Origin of the sequence: Burkholderia sp. LS-044, from assembly GCF_004803625.1 — a bacterium.
Classification (GTDB): Bacteria; Pseudomonadota; Gammaproteobacteria; order Burkholderiales; family Burkholderiaceae; genus Burkholderia; species Burkholderia cepacia.
This window is the reverse complement of the sequence record NZ_SSWO01000001.1, coordinates 199,279-216,463: the sequence shown is the minus strand read 5'-3', so window position 1 is coordinate 216,463 and position 17,185 is coordinate 199,279. Positions and strand designations below refer to the sequence as shown.

The window sequence follows — 17,185 nt, the reverse complement described above, 5'->3', positions numbered from 1 at the left end:
GCGCGATCGCTTCGCTTCGATCGCCGCATTGACCCTGCACCGCGCACTCACTCCGCCGCGTCGTTCGTCCAGCTTCCCGCGAGCGCCTGAAACAGCGCCGCCGTATCGGCAAGCCGGTCGGCCTGTGCGCGCGTACGGTCGAGCGCCGTCTGCAGTGCCTGCCGCTGTGCATCGAGCAGGTCGAACGTGCTGATCCCGCCCGCCGCGTAACGGTCGCCGGCAATCGTATCGCTGGCCGCCGCTTCCCGTGCCGCCGTGTCCCGAGCCTGCCATGCGGCAGCGTCGTGCTCGACCGCGCGCATCGCATCGGCCACCTGCTGCAGCGCCTCGAGCACGGTTTCCCGGTAACTCGCGAACGCGGCGTCGTACGCCGCTTCGGCCGCCCGTTTCTTCGCGCGCAGTTCGCCGCCGTGAAAGAGCGGTTGCGTCAGGCCGAGGCCGACGTTCCACACGTTGAGCCCGCTCACGATGTCCGCGATACGCGTGCGCTCCGAGCCGATCCCCGCCGAAACCGAAAAGCGCGGATACAGGTTCGCGGTGGCCACGCCGACGTTCGCGCTCGCCTGGTGCAGCATGGCTTCGGCGGCGCGGATGTCGGGCCGTTCGCGTGCGAGCGTCGACGGCAGCGCGACGGGCAGCGTGCGAGGCAGCGCGAGCGCATCCAGCGTGAGGTCGGGCAGCATCGCGTCGGCGGGCGGCGCGCCGAGCAGGATCGCGAGCCGGTGGCCGGACTGCGCGAGGCGGGTCGCGAGCGGCGGCAGCGACGCCTGCGTCTGCGCGAGCAACGCGCGCTGCGCATGCACATCGGCCTGCGATACGCCACCGGCAGCGAAACGCGCTTCGACGATGCGCAGCTGCCGCGTCTGCGCGTCGATCAGCTGCCGCGTGAGCGCGACCTGCTGCGCGAGCGACGCGCGCAGGATCGCGGTGGCGACGACGTTACCCGCGAGCGTCAGGCGCGCGGCCTCGAGCGTATAGGCCTGGTAGTCGACCTGCGCGCGCAGCGCCTCGAGCGCGCGCCGGTTGCCGCCGAACACGTCGAGCACGTACGACACGCTCACCGACGCGTCATAAAGTGTGAACGGCCCCGGGCTCGGCACGCTGGCCGGCAGGCCGAACGCGGTCGTGTCGACCTGCTCGCGCGTCGCGGACAGGCTCGCATCGACTTTCGGCAACATCGTCGCGCCGGCTTCGGCCGCATGGTTCTGGCGCGCTTCGTCGAGCCGCGCGCGGGCTTCGGCAAGCGTCGGGCTGTTGCGCCACGCGGTATCGACGAGCCGGTTCAGCGGTTCGGAGCCGAACTGCGTCCACCAGTGCTGCGGAGTGTGTTCGGCCGATGCGAACGTCTGACCATCGCCTGCCGGGCCGGCGGCAGCCGTCGTCGCCGGCGGTTCGCCGCGCGTGTAGCGCTGCGTGGCGGGCGCATCCGGCGCGTGGAAATCCGGCCCGACCGCGCATCCGGCGACGAGCAGCGCGGCAGCGGCCAGCGTGCAGCAGCGGGTGGCGTGGAGGGGGCGACGCGAAGCCGGCTTCATCGTGCGGTGCCTAGTCGAGCGTGCGCCGGTAGAAGCGCAACGCGATGCCCATCACGACGACCGTGAACAGCGCGACCGGCCACACGGATGGCCACAGGTCGTTCCAGCCGTTCCCTTTCAGCAGGATGCCGCGCACGAGGCGGTTGAAGTAGGTGAGCGGCAGCAGGTTGCCGATGAACTGCGCCCACTTCGGCATCCCGGCGAACGGGAACATGAAGCCCGACAGCAGGATGTTCGGCAGGAAGTAGAACACCGCGAGCTGCATCGCCTGCAACTGGTTCTGCGCGAGCGACGACAGCGTGATGCCGACGGTCAGGTTCGCGGCAATGAACAGCAGCGCGGACAGGTAGATCGCGAACGCGCCGCCGACGAACGGCACCTCGAACACGAAGCGGGCGGCCGCGAGAATGATCGACACCTGGATCAGCCCGATCAGCACGTACGGGACGATCTTGCCCGTCATCACCTCGAGCGGTCGCACGGGCGTCGCGAGCAGGTTCTCCATCGTGCCGCGCTCGCGTTCGCGCGTGATCGCGAGGCCCGTCATCATCACCATCGTCATCGTCAGGATCACGCCCATCAGGCCCGGCACGACGTTGTACTGCGTGATGCCCTCGGGGTTGTAGAGCCGGTGCAGCACGACGTCGAAGGCGGCCGGACGGCCGTTCAGGTGCGCGAGCGGGCCGGTCAGGTCCTTGTCCGCGACCGGCTGCACGAGGCCGGCGAGCGCGCCGATCGCCGACGCGGTCGCGACGGGATCGGTCGCGTCCGCCTCGACGAGCAGCGACGGACGTTCGCCGCGCAGCAGCCGGCGCGAGAAATCGGCCGGCACGTTCAATACGAACAGCACGTCGCCGCGCGCGAGCGCACGCTGGCCGGCCGCTTCGTCGGGCAGCGTCTCGACGATGTCGAAGTACGCGGAGTTGCGCATCGCGGCGACGAAGCTCCGCGCGAACGGGCTCGCGTCGGCGACGATCACCGCGGTCGGCAGGTGCTTCGGATCGGTGTTGATCGCGAAGCCGAACAGCGAGAGCTGGATGATCGGCACGCCGACGATCATCGCGAACGTCACGCGGTCGCGGCGCAACTGCAGGAATTCCTTCAGCACGATGCTCCACCAGCGTGCGACCGAGAACGCATCGCGCAAGCGCGCCCACGCGTTCATGACGACGCTCCGCCGGGCGGCGCGGATGCGCGGCCCATCATGTAGATGAACACGTCCTCGAGGCCGGTGTCGATCGGCGCGACCTGCAGCGCGGCGGGCCCGCCGGCCTGCGCCGCGACCTGCGCGAGCGTCGCGTCGAGCCGCGCGCGATCGCGGCCGCTCACGTGCAGCGCCGAACCGAACACGACCGTCTGGTCGACGCCCGGCATCGTGCGCAGTCGCGCGGACAGTTCGGCCAGGTGGCCGCCGGTGATCGCGCGGGTCGCGAGCCCCTGCGACGCGACGATCTCCGCCGACGTGCCCTGCGCGAGCAGCTCGCCGTACGCGATGTACGCGAGCTTGTGGCAGCGTTCGGCTTCGTCCATGTAGTGCGTGCTGACGAGCACCGAAATTCCCTGGGCGGCCAGCCGGTGCAGTTCTTCCCAGAAGTCGCGGCGCGCGGCCGGGTCGACGCCGGCCGTGGGCTCGTCGAGCAGCAGCAGGGCCGGCTCGTGCAGCATGCAGGCGGCCAGCGCGAGGCGCTGCTTCCAGCCGCCCGACAGCGCGCCCGTGAGCTGATCGGCGCGGCTCGCGAGGCCGAGCCCGTCGAGTGCGCGCGCGACGGCCGCCTTGCGGTCGGGCATCCCGTACACGCGCGCGACGAAATCGAGGTTCTCGCGGATCGACAGGTCTTCCCAGTACGAGAAGCGCTGCGTCATGTAGCCGACGCGCCGCTTGATCTGCGCGCTGTCGCGCACGATGTCGTAGCCGAGGCAGGTGCCGCTGCCCGAGTCGGGCGTGAGCAACCCGCACATCATCCGGATCGACGTGGTCTTGCCGCTGCCGTTCGGCCCGAGAAAGCCGAAGATCTCGCCGCGCGCGACGCGCAGCGACACGTCCTTCACGACGTGCTTGTCGCCGAAATGCTTGTTCAGACGATCGACGTCGATCGCGTACGGGGCGGAGGACGCGTTCACGGCACCCTCACGGCGACGGGCTGGCCCGGATGCAGCTTCGGCGCGTCGGCCACGGCCGGGCGCGCCTCGATCATGAACACGAGCTTGGTCCGGCTCTCGTTGCTATAGATCACGGGCGGCGTGTATTCGGCCTCGCTCGACACGTAGGTGATGTGCGCGGGCACGTCGGCCGCACAGCCGTCGCAGTGGATCGCGACGGTGCGCCCCGGTGTGAGCGATGCGATGGCGGCCTCGGGCACGAAGAAGCGCACCTTCAGGTTTTGCGGCGGCAGCATCTGCACGACCGGATTGCCGGCCTGCACCCATTCGCCGACACGGTACAGCGTGTCGTACACGCGCCCGGCGGCGGGGGCGGCGACGCGCTTCTGGTCGAGCTTCCACTGCGCTTCGGCCACGGCCGCCTGCGCGGCGTCGACCTGCGCGGCCTGCGCGGCGACCTGCTGCGCGCGGCCCGGCAGGCGCGCGACGTCGACCTGTTTCTGCAGTTCGCGCATCTGCGCGGCGGTGGTTTGCGCGGACGTGCGCGAATCGTCGAGCTGCTGCTTCGACAGGCCGCCGGCCGCGTACTGGCGTTCGTCGCGCGCCAGTTGCGCGGCGGCCCGCGCGGCCTGCGCGGTGGCCTGGGCGAGCTGCGCCTGCGTGACCGCGATTTCCGGCGGGCGCTTGCCCGTTCGCAGGTCGGCAAGCTGCGCGCGGGCGGCCGCGAGCTGGTGCTGCGCCTGCAACAGCGCGGCGGTTTCGCTGACGGCCTCGAGCGAGAAGGCCGGCGCGCCGGCGGCGAGGGTCTGGCCGCGCGCGACCGGCAGCTGCGTCAGCGTGCCCGATTGCGACGACGACAGGTACACGAATTCGCCTTCGACGTAGCCCTGGTAGGTCGTGCCGTTGTCGGCCGGGCGTCCGCAGCCGGCGAGCACGGCGATTGCGGCGACCGCGGCAACCGTCGCCAGCGGCAGTGCGCGGGGCGGCTTCATGACGGCCTCCGTGGCGAGCGGGCCCGTGCGCGACGCGCGGGGGCGGGCGGCTGCATTCCGGAACCGAGCAACGCGCGGACGTGCCGGTGCAGCACGTCGCGGTCGATCGGCGGCATGCCGCGCGCGCTTTGCCACAGTTTCGCGGTCGCGAGCGGCAGCATCACCAGCGCGACGATCGAATGGAACAGGAACGCGGGTTCGAGCGCGGGGTTCAGCGTGCCGGCCTGCTGCGCGCCGCGGATGCGTTCGGCGAAGCGCCCGACATGATCGAGCGGAATGCGCCGGACCATCCGTTCGCGCAGCAGCCCGCCTTCGTGGACGATCTCGCGCAGCCAGATCGACGGCAGCCACGGCATGCGGTGCGTGACGTCGAAGAAGCGGTCGACGAGTTCGCCGACGAGCGCGAACGGATCGTCGTCGATCCGCGGCTCGGTCGGTCGCCACACGAACGCGATCGCCTGTGCGAGCCGTTCCTCGACGATCGCGTCGAGCAACCGCTCGCGATTCGTGAAGTAGTAGTGGACCATCGCCGACGTGACGCCTGCGGCGGCGGCGATCTGCGCGACGGTCGTCGCGGCGATGCCGCGCTCGGCGAACAGCTGCATCGCGACGTCGAGCATGTGGTCGCGCAGGTCGAAATCGTCGACCGACGGGCGGCGCCCGCGCGGCCTGGCGACGGTGGATTTCGCGTTCATGAAATCGACGCTAATTGATGAGTTAGTTAATTTCAAGGAAGGGTTTTCGACCGGGTTGATCGAGATCAGGCGAGCGTCGAACGGGGGCGCGGGCGGGCCGGGATGTGGCGCGGCGCGGTGCGGCAAGCGGGTAGTGGAGTGTAGGGAGCGGCTAATGCGGAAACGGCGAGGGAAAACCGGCGGGGAGCGGCGGGGCCCGGGAAGGGAAACGGCGGCGAACCCGGTCGCGCAGCGGGGGCACGTGCGTCGACAACGGCACGCGCCTCCGCAAGCGCTTACTGATCGATCGGCGACGTCAGCGGCACGTGTTCGCCGGTCAGCCCGAACACGACGATCTGCGCGGGTTCGGTCGCGCTCGCGTTGCGCGACACCTGGTGGCGCGAGCCGGGCGCCTCGTACCAGCCTTCGCCGGCGCGGTAGCGGTGCAGCGGGCCGCCGTTCACCTGCGACAGCACTTCGCCTTTCGACACGACCGCGAACACCGAGCCGAGGTGCCGGTGGGCTTCTGACGCCTGGCCGGGCGCATAGTCGACGGTCGCGACGACCGCGAGCTTGCCGGGCGCTTCGGGCACGGCCTGCTGCATGATCGTGTGCACGTTGTCGCCGGTGTCGTGCGCATGGGCGGCGGCCGGCAGCAGCGCGGCCGCGAGCCATGCGCCGAGGGCGGCGCGACGGAGCGTGGCGTACGTCATCGTCGTCCCCTTACTCGGGCATCTTGCGGAACGCGATCGCGAAGCGGTTCCACGTGTTGATCGTCGCGATCAGCATCGACAGGTCGAACAGTTCCTCGTCGGTGAAATGCGGCTTCACGGCCTCCCAGACGGCGTCGGGCACGTGGTTGTCGGCCACCAGCGTCAACGCCTCGGTCCATTCCAGCGCCGCGCGTTCGCGCTCGGTGAAGAACGGCGTTTCGCGCCACACGACGACGGTCGCGAGACGGCGGTCGGTTTCGCCGTCCTTGCGTGCGTCGGTCGTGTGCATGTCGACGCAGAACGCGCAGCCGTTGATCTGCGACGCGCGCAGGCGGACGAGTTCGGCGAGCGGCTTCTCGATCGAGCTTTTCGCGATGAAGTCCTCGGCGTTGCGCATCACCTTGATGGCGTTCGGGCTGGCGGTATAGAAGTTCAGGCGAGGTTGCATGGCAGGTCCTTTTTCGGTTGGAGCGCACGGTGGCGCGACAGGACCCACTTTAGGGCGCAAGCTGGCCTGCTTGAATGGCCAATTTCTGAAAAATTCAGGTAACCAGTGCCGTGCCGCCGATGCTGCCCGAACCCAGCAGGCCGGCGAGCTTCGCAAGCGCCGTGTCGATGCGCAGCGCGTCGATCCCGCCATAGCCGAACAGCAGCCCCGCACTGACCGGCACGCCGACGTGGAATGCCGAGATGCCGTACAGGCCGATGTCCTGCGCGCGGGCGGCGCGGACGAGTGCCGCCTCGTCGAGCCCCGGCTTCAGGCGGGCGGCGAGATGGATGCCGGCGGTCGGCACGATCGCGTCGAACCACGGCGCGAGTTCGCCGCGCAGATGCGCGATCAGCATCTTGCGACGCGCGTCGTAGTGCTTCTGCACGCGCTTCAGGTGCCGTGCGAAGTCGCCTTCGAGCATGAAGCGGGCGAGCGCCGCCTGCGTCAGCGTGCAGGTGTGCCAGTCGACGATCTGCTTCGCCTTGGCCAGCGCGCCGCGCAGCGCGCGCGGCGGAATCGCGTAGCCGATCCGCAGTTCCGGAAAGATCGTCTTCGAGAAGGTGCCGACATACGCGACGAGGCCCGTGCGGTCGAGGCTCTTCAGCGACTCCACCGGGCGGCCCTCGAAGCGGAACTCGCCGTCGTAATCGTCCTCGATGATGACGGCGCGGCGGCGCTGCGCCCATTCGAGCAGCGCGACGCGCCGGTCCAGCGTCATCGGCATTCCGAGCGGGAACTGATGCGACGGCGTCACGTAGACGAGGCGCGCGTCGTCGGGCAACCGTTCCGTGACCAGGCCGTGCGCGTCGACCGGCACGCCGATCACCGTCGCACCGAGCGACGCGAACGCGGCACGCGCGGGCGGATAGCCGGGATCCTCGACCGCGACCACATCGCCGGGCCGCACGACGACGCGGGCGATCAGGTCGAGCGCCTGTTGCGCGCCTTGTGTGACGAGCACGTCGTCCCAGCCGCACGCGACCGCGCGGCTGAACGCGACGTAACGCGCGATCGCCCCGCGCAGCTGCGGATCGCCGGCCGGGTCGTGATACTGGGCGGGGCCGCGCATCTGCTGGCGCAGCGCATGATGCAGGCAGCGCCGCCACGCGTCGAACGGGAACAGCGTCTTGTCGGTCACGCCGCCGCGGAAGTCGAAGCCGGGCGCATCGTGCTGTATGGGCATCGCGAGCGCGTCGGGCAGGTCGTTCCACAGCGCGCGGGCATCGACCGCGTCGACGCGCGGCGTGCCGTCGACGAGCGACGGCGCCGACATGGACGCGGCGTGCGGCACGCGCGCGAGGCCGTCGGCGACGAACGTGCCGTCGCCCGCGCGGGTATTCAGGTAGCCCTCGGCCACCAGGCGCTCGAACGCGTCGAGCGTCGTCTTGCGCGAAACGCCGAGCTGTTTCGCGAGGTCGCGCGTCGACGGCAGCCGCGCGCCGCCCGCGAGGCGCCCGTCGACGATCGCGGTGCGCAGTTGCCGGAAGATCTGCCCCGTCAGGTCGTGACGGCCTTCGATGCGGATCGCGATGTCCATCGCAGTGGTTACCTCAGTTGCCATGATTTCGAGTCGACCAGCATACCGGAAGCCGGTCGCGGCGGCATGGTGCGGGTTGCGTGGCGGCGTGACGGAATGCCTGTACCGGCCGCCGGAGCGCAAGGAATCGCGCGGAGGCCGGCCGAACCGGCCGGGCGGGACACGCGCGTGACCGGCACGATCGGCACGACCGGCCCGCATCGCCCGATTGGACCTTGGCCCGCCGCTGCCTTACGATCCACGACAACCCCACACCGGAGCGATCCCATGCTGTCCGAAGACGAACTTGCGCTGCTCGACGCGATCCGCGCCACCGGCAGCCTGTCGCGGGCGGCCGCGCGGCTCGGCAAGGCGCCGTCGACGGTATCGCACGCGGCGCGCCAGCTCGAAACGCGCTTCGACGCGCTGCTGTTCGACCGGCGCGGCTACCGGCTGCAGCTCACGCCGGCCGGACAGCTGCTGACCGACGAGGCGGCGCGGCTGGCGCTGGACGTCGCGCGGCTGACGCAGCGCGTGCGGCAGGTCGCGAGCGGCTGGGAAGACCGGCTGTGGATCGTCAGCGACGAGGTGCTGGAGTTCGACACGCTGTTGCCCGTCGTCCACGCGTTCGATGCGCTCGATTCGGGCGTGTCGTTGCGTTTCACGCACGAAGTGCTCGGCGGTACCTGGGAAGCGCTGCGCGACGGCCGTGCGGACCTGGTGGTCGGCGCGACCAACGAGCCGCCGGCGATTCCCGGCTTCAAGTGGTTCGAGCTGGGGGCGATCGAGTGGGTGTTCGCGGTATCGCCGCGCCATCCGCTGGCCGCCGTGAGCGGCGCACTGACGCGAGATGCGATCGGCGCGCACCGGGCGGTCGTCGTCGCCGATTCGTCGCGGCGCGCGGCCGGCCGCGCGTATGGCCTGCTCGGCGGGCAGGCCGTGCTGGCGGTGCCGTCGATGCGCGCGAAGATCCTCGCGCAGCGCGACGGGCTCGGCGTCGGCTGGGTGCCGCGCCGGCGCGTGGCGTCGCTGCTCGCGCGCGGCGAGCTCGTGGAAAGACAGACGGCCGATCCGCGCGAGCCGAACCGGCTGTATGTCGCGTGGCACGGCGACCGGGACGGCCGGGCGCTGCAATGGTGGCTCGAGCAATTGCGCGAACCGAGGCTCGCGCAGCGGCTGCTCGACGGCATCGACGTGACCGGCTGACGCGGCGCGGAACAACGCGACCGAACCCGCCCGCGCAAACACGTTCGACGATTTCGAACGTGTTCGTCGCGCCCGTCGTACGGCAAGGCCGGGCGCGGCGCGCATCCTGTGTCCACGGTCAACTCACCGGTTCACAGGAGAACATCATGCAACGCTTCGAAGGAAAGACGGTCCTCGTCACGGGCGGCAACAGCGGCATCGGCCTGGCGGCCGCCAGGGCATTCGCGGCCGAAGGCGCGCGGGTCATCATCACCGGGCGCGATGCGCAGACGCTCGAGGCCGCGCGGCAGACGCTCGGCGCGGATGCGCTCGCGATCCGCAACGAGGCCGGCAGCGTCGCGTCGGCCCGCGCGCTGGCCGATGCGATCGCGTCGGCGGGCGCGCGGCTCGACGCCGTGTTCATCAACGCGGGCGTCGCGAAACTCGCGCCGTTCGCCGACAGCGACGAGGCCATGTGGGATCTCGTGTTCAACACCAACGTGAAGGGCGCGTATTTCCAGATCCAGTCGCTGGTGCCGCTGCTGAACCGTGGCGCGTCGATCGTGATCAACGGCTCGATCAACGCGCACATCGGGATGCCCGGCTCGTCGGTGTACGCGGCGAGCAAGGCGGCCGTCAATTCGTTCGCGAAGACGCTGTCGACGGAACTGCTGCCGCACGGCGTGCGCGTGAACGTCGTGAGCCCGGGGCCCGTGCAGACGCCGCTCTACGGCAAGCTCGGGTTCGACGCGGCCACGCTCGACGAGACGGCCGACAAGATCAAGGGCCTCGTTCCGATCGGCCGGTTCGGCACGCCGGACGAGATCGCGTCGACGGTGCTGCACCTCAGCGCGCCGGAATCCGCGTTCATCGTCGGCGCGGAGATCATCGCGTCGGGCGGGATGGGCTTGCTCTGATCGGCGAGGCCCCGGCGGGGGCTGCAACCGCCCGGCGTTGCGCCGGGCGGACAGCCCCCGTCATCGGCGGACGGATTGCATCTATCGCGCCGCACAGGCGCCGTGCCTGTCGCCGCCGGCTTCGAGCTGCGTCACCGTGAGCCCGGAGAACGTCGCGCGGCCGTGCTCGGCGAATACGGCGACGCGGTCCGCGTCGGGCGGCGGGAAGATCAGGTCGGTGAGCGCCACGCGGCCGCCGTTCGCGAACACTTCGACCGAGCCGCGATCGACGACGATCTCGAGCCGCAGCCGCCCGTGCTCGAGCGGCAGGTCCACGATGTGCTCGCCGCTGAACGTGCCGGCGAAATTCGCTTCGCCGGAGCGGGAGCGGTCGAGCGTCAGCGTGCGCTTCACGGTGTCGTACACGATCCGGGTGCCGACCGAGCCGTCCGCCGAGCGCCGGACGATCAGGCCGGCACGCGCCGCGTGCCGCGGCTCGAGCGTGACCGTGATGCGCTGGACGGCGCCGCGCGTCGCGGGCGACAGCGCGCGTGTCGCGGAGTCGACCGTGAGGTCGCCTTCGTGTACGGCGGGTCGCCCGTCCGCCCATGCGTCGAACGCGGTGGCCGGCGCGACGACGAGCGTCGGTTCGCCGTCGATCGTTTTCAGCGAGAGTTCACGCGGCAGGGTCATCGCGCCGCGCCACGGCGCGGTCGGCACTTTCGCCGCGTAATCCCAGTTGCTCATCCACGCGATCGCGACCGGCCGTGAGCCGGGCGCGCCCGAGAAGGTGCCGGCTGCGTAGAAATCCGCGCCGTGGTCGACCCAGTGGAATTGCGCGGGATCGGAACCGGCGGGGGCGACGCGATCCGGCGTAAACGTGCGGCCGTCGAAGTGGCCGACGAAATACATCGAGCCCGAGCCGCCGGCGATCGACCACGGGTTGACGTTGACGATCATGACCCACCGTGTTTGTGCGGGGTCGCCGTCGAGCGGCAGCGGCACGAGGTCGGGCATTTCCCACAGCGCGCCGTCGTGCGGCACGCCCGGCCGCGTGAAATCGCTCAGGAAATTCCAGTGGATCAGGTCGTCCGAGCGATAGAGCTTCACGACGTGCGCATCGGCGACGACCGTCGTCATCAGCCAGTAGCCGCCCGGCGCATACCACGACACTTTCGGATCGCGAAATTGCTTCGATTCCGGGTCGAGCGTCAGCACCGGATTGCGTGCGTAAGGTTGCCACGTCGTGCCGTGATCGAGGCTGTACGCGAGCGACTGCGCCTGAATGCCCTGCGCGTGGCCGGAGCCCGCCTTGTACACGCTCGTATAAAGCGCGACGAGCGGCGGGTGGCCGGGCGTGCCCAGGCCGGACGTATTGAGGGTGTCGGCGACGATCGAGCCGGAGAAGATTTCCTCCGTCGCGTTCGCGCGCATCGCGACCGGCTGCTCGCGCCAGTGGACGAGATCGGTGCTCGTCGCGTGGCCCCACGACATGTTGCCCCAGTCGTTGCCGAGCGGATTGTATTGGTAGAACAGGTGATAGCGTCCGTTGTCGTAGACGAGCCCGTTCGGATCGTTCATCCAGTTGCGCTGCGGCGTGTAATGGAGCGCGGGTCGCCATTGCGGGGTGCCGTCGTCAGCCGGCGCGTGGCAAGGCGCGGCAGCGACCTGGGTACAGGCCACGCAGGCGAGCAGCAACCGGGCGATCCGGGCGGAAAAGCGAAAAGACGTCGATATCATTCGGGGTGTCGTGCTTCGCCGTGCAAGGCGGGAAAGAAGGGCGCCTGCCGCTTTCGACGGCGGTGCGCGCAATGGATGGAAGGAAAAAGGTGGAGGCGCGCACGCGACACGCGCGATATGCGCCTCCCTAACCCCGTGCCTTTATCGATGATCGTTATTGTTGGTTATCCCGGCTTCACGGGTTGTGGCCGTCGCCCGTCGCGGGCAGGTTCGCCGGAATGTCGCCGTAGCCGCCGAGCCCGCCGCGGCCATACGTGCGATCGACCGCCGTCGACGTTCCGTTGATACCGACCTTCACCGTCGGCGCGAGCGTGCCGCCGCGACGCGGGCCGATCGCATCGATGAACGACTCGACGAGGCCGCCCGGCATCACGTAGTGCGAATACGACTGGAATTCGCGCGGGTTCTGGTTGGGATCCTGCGAATACGGTGCACCGGCCGGCGCGGAGAAGTCGGTCGGGTTGCCGAGCACGAGGCCGCTGCCGCCGTTCAGCGGCAGGAAGTCGCTGCGGATGCCGTTGCCGACGAAACCGTACACGCCGTCCGGGCCGTCGACGCCGGCCGCCATCGTCGTGCGGTGGCTGATCGTGAACAGGTAGTACTTGCCGTCCTTCAGGTAGATCTGCGGGCGCTCGGTCTGGTCGTCGACGCAGTTCGCCGACAGGATCGGCGGCAGGAACTTCCATTCGGTCAATTGCGGGTTCGTCGCGACCGCCAGGCCGACATTGGCCTTTTGATACACTGCGCCCGAATTCATCACCGCGTTGAGATCTTCCTTGTACGGATCGTTCGGCGCGTAGCCGAGATCGGCCTCGGTGCAGGTGCGTGCGCCGCGCTGGCCGCCCGTATTGCCTTCGAAGACCATGTAGGTCTTGCCCGGGTGCGCGGGATCAGTGAACACGAACGGATCGCGGAACGAGAAGTAGGTGTTCTGCTGGCCGGTCTGGTAGTAGTTGCCGTCCGGTTGCAGCAGCGCCTTGTGATCGCCGAAGCCGGTGAACCACACGTGCTTGTCGTCGGCGTGGATGTTGCCGTCGGCGCGCGTGATGATCGCCTGCGGCGGCGTGATGTCCGCGCCGCCGGGCGCCGAGCGGTTGAACGACGTCGCGGTGTAGTACAGGCTGACGTTGCTGCCGTTCGTGAGGCGCGCGGAGCCCGACCATTCGGCGTTGTTGGTCATCGGTGCGGTACCGAATACCCTGGCGCTCGCGCCGTCCGGGAACAGGTGGCCGCCCCAGGTCCAGCCGCCGTTGGCGGGGCGCTGCGACGCGGGGATGCCCGCGCGGCGATAGAAGAAGCCGATGCGGGCGTGGACGTGACGGTCGTCGAACGTGTAGCCCGCGTGCGGATCGGCGGTGAGCGAGAAGATCACCTCCCAGCCCTTGTAGCTGAGCTGGTTCGCGCGCAGGTCGGCCAGCGGCCACGTGTCCCATACCCACACGTTCGAGTTGATCAGCGGGAAATCCTGCGGGATGTCCGGCATCGTCAGCGCTTGCGGCAGCGAGTTCTTGTCGGCGCCGGCGGTGTGCGACTGCGCGACGATCTGGCGGATGTCCGCACGCGTCCAGCGCATCGTGAAGTTGCCTTCGGGATCGTAGGCCTGCTGCGTATGGGGCGTGGGCATGGGCGCGCCCGTGCCGCTGGACTGCGCGTGCGCGACGGACGCGAAGGCGGCAAGTGCGCCGCCAGCGAGGAGCAAACGTTTGGTCGTCGTCGGGCGGAAAAGGGGAAAGTATGTCATCTCGTCGTCGTTTCCTGGAAAGGTCAATGTGAACGGCTGAGTGGGCATCGATGTCCAAACCGGTTTGGATGCTATTTCAAACCGGTTTGGAACGCAAAAGATATTTAATTGACGGTAATCGTTACCAATTGGAAATAATTACCCGGCCGGTGCATCCCTGTGTTCGGGCGGCCGGGCGGATCGGCGAATGCGAGGAGTGACGGTGAAGGTGAATCTGAAGGCGCTGTCGGACGCGCTCGGGCTGTCGCGGACGACGGTCAGCCGTGCGCTGAACGGCTACGACGACGTCAGCGAGGCGACGCGCGAACGCGTGGCGAAGGCCGCGCGGGAAATGGGCTATGTGGCGGACCCGACCGCGCGCCGGCTGGCGACGGGTCGGGCCGACATGATCGGGATCGTTTATCCGTTCGGCGCGGGCGATCTCGGCGATCCGCGTTTCGGCGAGGTCGTCGCGGGCATCACCGAGCGGCTCGCGGAACGCAATCTCGATTTCATCATCGCGTCGGCGCGGCCGAACGCGGAACTGGACACCTATCGGCGCATCGTCGAAGGCAAACTCGTCGACGGCCTGATCGTCGCGCGAACGCTGGTCGACGATCCGCGCATCGCGTACCTGCAGGCGAGCGCGTTTCCGTACGTGGCCTACGGCCGGACCCGGATGGCCGAGCCGTACGCGTGGTTCGACTTCGACAACGAAGCGGGCGCGCGGGACGCGGTGCGCCGGCTGACGGGTTTCGGGCACCGGCGCATTGCGATGATCAGCGCGCCGCTTGCCCTGAATTTCGCCGCGCAGCGCCGTGCAGGTTATCTGTCGGCACTGCGCGAAGCCGGCATCGAGCCGGATCCGGCGCTGCTCGTCGAGTGCCCGTTCACGCACGACGGCGGGTTGCAGGCGGTGCGGGCGCTGCTCGCGCGCGCCGAGCGGCCGACGGCGCTGCTGGTCGACAACAATATCGCGGGCGGCGGCGCGTTTCGGGCGCTCGTGGACAGCGGGCTGCGCCTGGGCGAGGACATGTCGCTGATCGTCTACGACGGCGTGCCGCCGGGCCTCGCGCACCCGTATCGCGTGACGGCGGTCGTACAGCCGACCGGCCACGCGTCGGGGCGCTCGCTCGCGGAACTGATGCTGCGCCTGCTTGGCGACGGCGTGCGCGAGCACCGGCTCGAGGCGCCGACAATCGAGGCGGGCGACACCGACGGTCCGTTGCGCGACCAGCCGGCGCGGTGAAGGCGAGGCGCGAGTACCTGCGGACACCCACGGATCGGCCCCTCGAGAAAGGCCATGACGATGGCAGGGATGATTGTCCGACTACTAGACGACCGGTCTAATCCACGACTATCATCCGTCCTCGTGAATGCGGCGACGTCCGTGGCGCAGGCAAGCAAGGCGCGAAAATGCCATCTCGCGCCGTGGTGCTGGTAGCGCGGCGAGACGCCGTCGTTTTATTTTCGAATGTTCTAGACGACTGGTCTAATAGGCGCATGCCGCATTCGGATACGCGGGTCGCACGATGACGCGTCACAGCTGACTAACGGACAGGCGGCGCGCCGCGCCGGCCGGTTTTCTGGATCATGCGGCCCCGTTCCCGTTAACTTTTCGAAGGAGTGTCCGATCATGAAGATTCTGGTTGTCCTGACCTCGCACGACACGCTCGGCGACACCGGCAAGAAGACCGGCTTCTGGCTCGAGGAACTGACCGCGCCGTACTACGTGTTCAAGGATGCGGGCGTCGAGCTGACGCTCGTGTCGCCGAAGGGCGGCCAGCCGCCGCTCGACCCGAAAAGCAGCGATCCGGCCGCCCAGACCGACGCGACGCGCCGCTTCGAAGCCGATGCGGCGGCCAAGGCCGAACTGGCGTCGACGCGCAAGCTGGCCGACGTGTCCGTGGACGATTACGACGCCGTGTTCTACCCGGGCGGCCACGGCCCGCTGTGGGATCTCGCCGAGGATCTGCATTCGATCGGCCTGATCGAGCGCGCGCTGGCGGCCGGCAAGCCGGTGGCGGCGGTCTGCCACGCGCCGGGCGTGCTGCGTCACGTGAAGAATCCGCAGACCGGCGAATCGGTCGTGCGCGGCAAGCGCGTGACGGGCTTCACCAACAGCGAGGAAGCGGCCGTCGAACTGACGGAAGTCGTGCCGTTCCTCGTCGAGGACATGCTGAAGACCAACGGCGCGCAATTCGAACGCAGCGCCGACTGGGCGCCGCATATCGTCACCGACGGGCTGCTGATCACGGGGCAGAACCCCGCGTCGTCGGCGCCCGCCGCCGAGGCGCTGCTCGCGCAACTCGGCCGCCGTTGAGCCGATGGCGCCGGCCGGGCCGGCGCCGCACCGTATCCGTCGCCGGGCGCAAGCCGTCCGGCGACGGCCCGAATCGTTCCGTCGTGCGCACCGCACGGCGCGTTTCCCGTCGTTTTGCAGAACCAAGCAAAGGAGCCGTGGATGTCTGCCCTGTTCGAACCGTTCAAACTCAAGGATGTCACGCTGCGCAACCGCATCGCGGTGCCGCCGATGTGCCAGTACGTCGCCGAGGACGGCGTCGTCAACGACTGGCATCACGTGCATCTGGCCGGCATCGCGCGCGGCGGCGCGGGCCTCGTGATCGCCGAGGCGACGGCCGTGTCGCCGGAAGGGCGCATCACGCCGGGTTGCGCGGGGCTGTGGACCGATGCGCAGGCCGCAGCGTTCGCGCCGTCGGTCGCGGCGATCAAGGCGGCCGGCGCGGTGCCCGGCATCCAGATCGCGCACGCGGGCCGCAAGGCGAGCGCGAACCGCCCGTGGGAAGGCGACGACCATATCGCCGACGGCGATCCGCGCGGCTGGCAGACCATCGCCCCGTCGGCCGTGCCGTTCGGCGCGCACCTGCCGAAAGTGCCGCGTGAAATGACGCACGACGACATCGCCCGCGTGCAGGCCGATTTCGTCGCATCGGCGAAGCGTGCGCGCGATCTCGGCTTCGAATGGCTCGAATTGCACTTTGCGCACGGTTATCTCGGCCAGAGCTTCTTCTCGGTGCATTCGAACCACCGCACCGACGAATATGGCGGCTCGGCCGAGAATCGCGGCCGCTTCCTCGTCGACACGCTCGCGGCCGTGCGCAAGGTCTGGCCCGAGCACCTGCCGCTGACCGCGCGCCTGGGCGTGATCGAATACGACGGCCGCGACGAAGAGACGCTCGCCGAGTCGATCGCGCTCACGCAGCGGATGAAGCGGGAAGGGCTCGACATGCTGAGCGTGTCGGTCGGCTTCTCGACGCCCGCCGCGCAGATTCCGTGGGGCCCGGCGTTCCTCGCGCCGATCGCCGAGCGCGTGCGCCGCGAGGCCGGGCTGCCGGTGTCGTCCGCATGGGGGATCGACACGCCGCAACTGGCGAACCGCGTGGTGGCCGAAGCGCAGCTCGATCTCGTGATGGTCGGTCGCGCGCACCTGGCCGATCCGCACTGGCCGTACTACGCGGCCAGGCAGCTCGGCGTCGAGCGTCCGTCGTGGACGCTGCCCGCGCCGTACGCGCACTGGCTCGAGCGCTACCGGATCGCCGACAAGGCGGCCTGAGCCGCCTTGACGACACGGCGCGCGCATCTTGCGCGTCGCCGATCCGGCGC

Annotated in this window: 15 protein-coding genes; 5 read left to right on the top strand and 10 right to left on the bottom strand. The window is 69.5% G+C overall.

Annotation, left to right across the window (positions count from 1 at the left end):
• Positions 1-47: 47 nt before the first annotated feature.
• The 8 genes from E9536_RS00980 to E9536_RS00945 form a co-directional block, all read right to left on the bottom strand.
• The gene (locus E9536_RS00980) at positions 48-1,535 is read right to left on the bottom strand and encodes an efflux transporter outer membrane subunit (protein ID WP_136469104.1); all 1,488 of its coding nucleotides are present in this window, start codon (positions 1,533-1,535) and stop codon (positions 48-50) included.
• A gap of 10 nt (positions 1,536-1,545) precedes the next feature.
• Entirely contained in the window at positions 1,546-2,700 is a 1,155-nt protein-coding gene (locus tag E9536_RS00975) for an ABC transporter permease (protein ID WP_059696254.1), read from the bottom strand.
• Positions 2,697-3,656 (bottom strand): ABC transporter ATP-binding protein, encoded by a 960-nt coding sequence (locus E9536_RS00970; RefSeq protein WP_027791465.1) that lies wholly within the window; start codon positions 3,654-3,656, stop codon positions 2,697-2,699. Before E9536_RS00970 ends, E9536_RS00975 begins: the two co-directional genes overlap by 4 nt.
• Complete coding sequence (locus E9536_RS00965) at positions 3,653-4,627, bottom strand: HlyD family efflux transporter periplasmic adaptor subunit (protein WP_136469103.1); 975 nt, start codon at positions 4,625-4,627, stop codon at positions 3,653-3,655. Before E9536_RS00965 ends, E9536_RS00970 begins: the two co-directional genes overlap by 4 nt.
• The gene (locus E9536_RS00960; protein WP_027791467.1) at positions 4,624-5,322 is read right to left on the bottom strand and encodes a TetR/AcrR family transcriptional regulator; all 699 of its coding nucleotides are present in this window, start codon (positions 5,320-5,322) and stop codon (positions 4,624-4,626) included. The genes E9536_RS00965 and E9536_RS00960 overlap by 4 nt, the downstream gene beginning before the upstream one ends.
• Positions 5,323-5,597: 275 nt before the next feature.
• Positions 5,598-6,014 carry a cupin domain-containing protein gene (locus E9536_RS00955; protein ID WP_059696248.1) on the bottom strand — a complete coding sequence of 139 codons (417 nt, stop codon included), beginning with the start codon at positions 6,012-6,014 and terminating at the stop codon, positions 5,598-5,600.
• Between the two features lie 10 nt (positions 6,015-6,024).
• Positions 6,025-6,462: a carboxymuconolactone decarboxylase family protein gene (locus tag E9536_RS00950; protein WP_021159255.1), complete on the bottom strand. Its 438-nt coding sequence runs from the start codon at positions 6,460-6,462 to the stop codon at positions 6,025-6,027.
• Positions 6,463-6,556: 94 nt separating this feature from the next.
• Complete coding sequence (locus tag E9536_RS00945; protein WP_124814810.1) at positions 6,557-8,041, bottom strand: PLP-dependent aminotransferase family protein; 1,485 nt, start codon at positions 8,039-8,041, stop codon at positions 6,557-6,559.
• Positions 8,042-8,308: 267 nt separating this feature from the next.
• Here E9536_RS00945 and E9536_RS00940 point away from each other — a divergent pair, with 267 nt between their 5' ends.
• Both E9536_RS00940 and E9536_RS00935 read left to right on the top strand, forming a co-directional pair.
• Positions 8,309-9,226, top strand: coding sequence for a LysR family transcriptional regulator (locus tag E9536_RS00940; protein WP_136469102.1), 918 nt, complete (start codon positions 8,309-8,311; stop codon positions 9,224-9,226).
• 146 nt (positions 9,227-9,372) lie between these two features.
• Positions 9,373-10,122, top strand: a complete 750-nt coding sequence (locus E9536_RS00935; RefSeq protein ID WP_027791472.1) for an SDR family oxidoreductase — start codon at positions 9,373-9,375, stop codon at positions 10,120-10,122.
• Positions 10,123-10,203: 81 nt separating this feature from the next.
• On the opposite strand, the gene E9536_RS00930 is transcribed toward E9536_RS00935, so the two are convergent.
• A complete protein-coding gene (locus E9536_RS00930; protein WP_136469101.1) occupies positions 10,204-11,841 on the bottom strand; it encodes a glycoside hydrolase family 32 protein in 1,638 nt (545 codons plus the stop codon).
• Positions 11,842-12,016: 175 nt separating this feature from the next.
• The gene (locus tag E9536_RS00925; RefSeq protein WP_027791474.1) at positions 12,017-13,582 is read right to left on the bottom strand and encodes a glycoside hydrolase family 68 protein; all 1,566 of its coding nucleotides are present in this window, start codon (positions 13,580-13,582) and stop codon (positions 12,017-12,019) included.
• A gap of 187 nt (positions 13,583-13,769) precedes the next feature.
• Between E9536_RS00925 and E9536_RS00920 the strand changes: the two genes are divergently transcribed.
• From E9536_RS00920 to E9536_RS00910, 3 genes are all read left to right on the top strand, one after another.
• Positions 13,770-14,810 carry a substrate-binding domain-containing protein gene (locus tag E9536_RS00920; RefSeq protein ID WP_059696239.1) on the top strand — a complete coding sequence of 347 codons (1,041 nt, stop codon included), beginning with the start codon at positions 13,770-13,772 and terminating at the stop codon, positions 14,808-14,810.
• A 387-nt stretch (positions 14,811-15,197) separates the two neighbouring features.
• Positions 15,198-15,884, top strand: coding sequence for a type 1 glutamine amidotransferase domain-containing protein (locus tag E9536_RS00915; RefSeq protein WP_136469100.1), 687 nt, complete (start codon positions 15,198-15,200; stop codon positions 15,882-15,884).
• Positions 15,885-16,025: 141 nt separating this feature from the next.
• A complete protein-coding gene (locus tag E9536_RS00910; RefSeq protein ID WP_027791477.1) occupies positions 16,026-17,135 on the top strand; it encodes an NADH:flavin oxidoreductase/NADH oxidase in 1,110 nt (369 codons plus the stop codon).
• The last annotated feature ends 50 nt before the right edge of the window (positions 17,136-17,185 follow it).

Bases quoted from the DNA above. Each gene is read 5' to 3' on its own strand.
- E9536_RS00965 (WP_136469103.1), bottom strand. From the start codon at position 4,627: ATGAAGCCGCCCCGCGCACTGCCGCTGGCGACGGTTGCCGCGGTCGCC.
- E9536_RS00935 (WP_027791472.1), top strand. From the start codon at position 9,373: ATGCAACGCTTCGAAGGAAAGACGGTCCTCGTCACGGGCGGCAACAGC.
- E9536_RS00925 (WP_027791474.1), bottom strand. From the start codon at position 13,582: ATGACATACTTTCCCCTTTTCCGCCCGACGACGACCAAACGTTTGCTC.
- E9536_RS00915 (WP_136469100.1), top strand. From the start codon at position 15,198: ATGAAGATTCTGGTTGTCCTGACCTCGCACGACACGCTCGGCGACACC.
- E9536_RS00910 (WP_027791477.1), top strand. From the start codon at position 16,026: ATGTCTGCCCTGTTCGAACCGTTCAAACTCAAGGATGTCACGCTGCGC.
- E9536_RS00955 (WP_059696248.1), bottom strand. From the start codon at position 6,014: ATGACGTACGCCACGCTCCGTCGCGCCGCCCTCGGCGCATGGCTCGCG.
- E9536_RS00980 (WP_136469104.1), bottom strand. From the start codon at position 1,535: ATGAAGCCGGCTTCGCGTCGCCCCCTCCACGCCACCCGCTGCTGCACG.
- E9536_RS00945 (WP_124814810.1), bottom strand. From the start codon at position 8,041: ATGGACATCGCGATCCGCATCGAAGGCCGTCACGACCTGACGGGGCAG.
- E9536_RS00940 (WP_136469102.1), top strand. From the start codon at position 8,309: ATGCTGTCCGAAGACGAACTTGCGCTGCTCGACGCGATCCGCGCCACC.
- E9536_RS00920 (WP_059696239.1), top strand. From the start codon at position 13,770: ATGCGAGGAGTGACGGTGAAGGTGAATCTGAAGGCGCTGTCGGACGCG.
- E9536_RS00930 (WP_136469101.1), bottom strand. From the start codon at position 11,841: ATGATATCGACGTCTTTTCGCTTTTCCGCCCGGATCGCCCGGTTGCTG.
- E9536_RS00960 (WP_027791467.1), bottom strand. From the start codon at position 5,322: ATGAACGCGAAATCCACCGTCGCCAGGCCGCGCGGGCGCCGCCCGTCG.
- E9536_RS00950 (WP_021159255.1), bottom strand. From the start codon at position 6,462: ATGCAACCTCGCCTGAACTTCTATACCGCCAGCCCGAACGCCATCAAG.
- E9536_RS00975 (WP_059696254.1), bottom strand. From the start codon at position 2,700: ATGAACGCGTGGGCGCGCTTGCGCGATGCGTTCTCGGTCGCACGCTGG.